General features: G+C 58.4%; 1 protein-coding gene. It reads left to right on the forward strand.

Annotated elements, in window-relative coordinates:
• Positions 1–82: 82 nt before the first annotated feature.
• On the forward strand, positions 83–387 hold a 305-nt coding region (locus tag EZV76_RS17030; protein ID WP_236640960.1), incomplete at its 3' end, for a hypothetical protein.

Consider the following 387-nt stretch of genomic DNA (forward strand, 5'->3'; position numbering starts at 1 on the left):
AAGTGGGGCGAACCTAGAGATAGAGGACAGCAACGGTACGTTACAGGTACCTTTGGCCAACTTGGGCAGTGACGACCAGACCTTGTCGGAGGTACTCTCCGAGGGCAACAGCGCGGGCACATCCATAACGAACGTTACTGACCCTACCAATGCACAGGACGCCGCCACGAAGAACTATGTTGACACGCAGATCACGGCCAACGCGGCCGATGGCTCGGAGACCATCGTGAACGCCGGTACGGACATCAGTGTCAGCGGCACAGGCACCACCGGCGACCCCTATATCGTGAACAGCACCTTCACCGAAGTGGACGGCAGCATCACCAACGAGATACAAAATTTGGCGAGCGTGCTGGGAGAGGGCAACAGCGCGGGTACCTCGATCAC

It is taken from the genome of Flagellimonas alvinocaridis, from assembly GCF_004916895.1.
GTDB lineage: Bacteria > Bacteroidota > Bacteroidia > Flavobacteriales > Flavobacteriaceae > Flagellimonas > Flagellimonas alvinocaridis.